This window comes from Kribbella sp. (assembly GCF_035687465.1).
Taxonomy (GTDB): domain Bacteria; phylum Actinomycetota; class Actinomycetes; order Propionibacteriales; family Kribbellaceae; genus Kribbella.
The window spans coordinates 1-2,858 of sequence record NZ_DASRXP010000568.1 but is presented as its reverse complement, the minus strand read 5'-3'; the positions used below and the strand labels follow the sequence as shown (position 1 = coordinate 2,858).

Here is a 2,858-nt window from a genome sequence, read left to right as displayed (position 1 = left end):
TCGTGTCCGCGCCCTGATCGAGCCAGTAACCCCAGCTCGGATACGTCCGCTGCAGTGCGAGCTTGGTCGCGACCTCGGCATGCCCGTACTTCGTCAGTACCGGCAGCAGTACTCCGACTCCGAGGCAACCCGTGTTCAGGTGGAACCCGCGGGCCTCGATATCGGCGACCAGGTTCGCCACGACGCGCGGTACCAGCTCGTCGGGCACCAGCCCGAACGCCAGCGGCACGGCATTCGACGTCTGCCGGTAGTCGGGGTCCTTCGCCGTCCGGTAGAGCCCCGCGGATCGATCGAGGAAGGCGCGGTTGAGCCCCTCCGCGAGGTCGGTCGCCGCCTTCCGCAGGCGATCCACCTCGTCGGCGCGGCCGATGAGTTCCCCGATCTCAGCGGTGGCGATCAGTGCGCGATGCAGGTACGCCGTACCGGTGAGCCGGCGGTCCTCCGGGGGCGGGCCGGCCTGGTAGCCGGGGGGAAGCCAGTCGCCCAGGACGCTGAGGGACAGCCCGTCCTCCACCCGGGCGAGCTCCCAGTCGACGTAGCGCAGTACGGATTCCCAGTGGTCGGCGAGCAGCCGTTCGTCGCCGTACCAGCGGTGCATCTCGCGCAGCAGAAACGGGTAGACCGTGGACCACTCGGTCGCGGGCGCGAGCTCGGAGTAGCCCCAGTCGCCGGTCGGCACGATCACCGGCAGCTGACCCTCAGGCGTCTGGCTGTCGCGAAGATCGCCGAGCCACTTCGTGAAGAACCGGGCCACGTCGAGCTGGCCAGCCATGGTGGGAGCGCCGACCTGCGCATCACCTGTCCAGCCGTTCTTCTCCATCATCGGGGTGTCGGTCGGGATGCCGTGCAGGTTGTTCAGCACCGTACGGCGCATCGCCTGCTCGAGCTGCTCGTACATCGGCTCGCTCGCCGCGAACCGGGAGACATCCCGTACGTCGGAATGCACCACCCGCAGTGTCAATTCCGGCGCCTCGGTGGTCCCTTCGACCTGGACATACCGGAAACCCTTGTAGGAGAAGCGCGGCTCCCACTCCTCGACACCGTTGCCAGCAGCAACGTATTCGTCGCGCTGGAAGCGATCACCCTCGACGTGCCGGTTCACCGCGACCACGGACCCGTCCGGCGCGGTGGTCTCGCCGTACACCAAGCTGACCGTGGTCCCGGCCGGTGCGCTGGTCCGGAGCCGCGCCCACCCGGCGGTGGTCCGGCCGAAGTCCACCACCCACACGCCGGCGCGAGGCGAGGTGATCTCGACGGGGGCGACATCCTCCACCACCCGGATCGGCTCGTGTTCCTGCGCCCGGATCCGGCCCAGTGGCGCGGGCAGGACGACAGCCTCGGCCCATGCCGAATCGTCGAAACCGGCCGCGTCCCAGCCCGGGAGTTCGAGCCGCGCGTCGTAGGTCTCGCCGGCATAGAGGGAGTCCGAGACGGTCGGGCCCGAGGTGACCCGCCAGGACGAATCAGTCCGCAGTTCCGTGGTCGACCCGTCCTCGTGGTCGATCACGAGCCGGGCGACCAGTCTCGGTTCGCCGGTCCACGGAGCCTGGTGCCAACGCCAGGAGTTCGGCGTCGTCAGGCCGTAGAACCCGCGGCCGAGCTCCGCGCCGATTGCGTTGTCCCCGACCTGCAGGAGGTCCGTCACGTCGTGGGTGACGTAGAGGACGGCCTCGTCGTAGTCGGTGAAACCAGGATCCAGGACGGCGTCGCCGATGCGCTTGCCGTTGAGCCTGAGTTCGGCGTACGCGAGGCCGCTCGCATAGAGGCGCGCTCGCACCACCGGACTGTCGACGGTGAACTCGCGCCGCAGCAGGGGAGCGGCCTCCGTGTTGCCGCCGATCCACTGGGCCTCACCGAATCCCTCGGTGAACAGCCCGGTCTCGAACCAGCTCGGCTCACTCCAGTCGCCACTGCGGCCGGCGCCATCCCACAGGCGGACCGCCCAGTGGTACCGCGTCCGGGCCGCGAGCTCGGGGCCGTCGTACTCGGCGCCGATGGCGTCCGACGCCACCTGCCCCGAGTCCCACACGTCCCCAGTCGTCAGCAGCTCGGGAGAGGACGCCACCACCACCTGGTACGCCGACTGGGTGGCTCCGTAGCCAGGGGCCCACGCGATCCACCCGAGCCGGGGTCGATGGACATCGGTGCCGACCAGCTCCTCGGCGTACTCGACTGTCAGCTTCTCCACGGCCAGGGGGCCACCCGGGCTCCAGCCGTCCGGGCTCCAGCCGTCGAGATTGGCACGTTCGACCATCAGGCAAGCCCCTCACGCTGTCGGCAGGTCCCGCAGGACCGTATGCAGCCTGCCGCCGCCAGGGCAACACCTCTGTCCCCATTCGGACAGCCGATTTGTCTCGGATCGTGAAACCAGAGCCCGTTGATCGACTTTGTCCGGTTTCATAGTGTGCATGCAGGTCACCGCCAACCGGCCAGCCGACGCGCTCACCCGCCGTCGGCACGTCGACCTGCTCCGCGTCGCCTCCGCGACCTGTTGACCTTCGGCGCATTCTCAGCCAGCGGTCTCTCTCCGCTCTGAACCACGCCCGCCCGCGACACCTGTCGCCCGCACTCCAAAGGTCATATCTGTGAGCATCACCAGCCTTCGCCCTGCCCGCGTTCTCGCCGCGTCGGCGGCGGTCCTGTCCCTGGTCGCCGCGGTCGCGGGTTGCTCGCGCGCCGACAGGGACGAGTCGCCGGTCGCCTCGACCGACAAGGGTCCGGCCACCGAGCTGCGGCTCGGCTACTTCCCGAACGTCACCCACGCCGCCGCCCTGGTCGGCCTCGACAAGGGGCTGTTCACCAAGGAGCTCGGCAGCACGAAGCTGGTGCCGACCAAGTTCAACGCCGGCCCGGAGGCG

General features: G+C 69.3%; 2 protein-coding genes and 1 pseudogene. 2 read left to right on the top strand and 1 reads right to left on the bottom strand.

Annotated elements, in window-relative coordinates:
- Positions 1-2,254, bottom strand: a 2,254-nt coding sequence (locus tag VFG33_RS30175; protein ID WP_325056381.1) for a family 78 glycoside hydrolase catalytic domain, incomplete at its 3' end; no start/stop codon positions are given.
- A gap of 154 nt (positions 2,255-2,408) precedes the next feature.
- Between VFG33_RS30175 and VFG33_RS41320 the strand changes: the two genes are divergently transcribed.
- Both VFG33_RS41320 and VFG33_RS30170 read left to right on the top strand, forming a co-directional pair.
- Complete coding sequence (locus VFG33_RS41320) at positions 2,409-2,495, top strand: putative leader peptide (RefSeq protein WP_363818422.1); 87 nt, start codon at positions 2,409-2,411, stop codon at positions 2,493-2,495.
- Positions 2,496-2,585: 90 nt separating this feature from the next.
- A pseudogene (locus VFG33_RS30170) lies at positions 2,586-2,858 on the top strand (sulfonate ABC transporter substrate-binding protein); the annotation flags it as partial.

What these genes read in the sequence shown, in the direction of transcription:
- VFG33_RS41320 (WP_363818422.1), top strand. Translation starts at nt 2,409, where the DNA reads ATGCAGGTCACCGCCAACCGGCCAGCCGACGCGCTCACCCGCCGTCGG.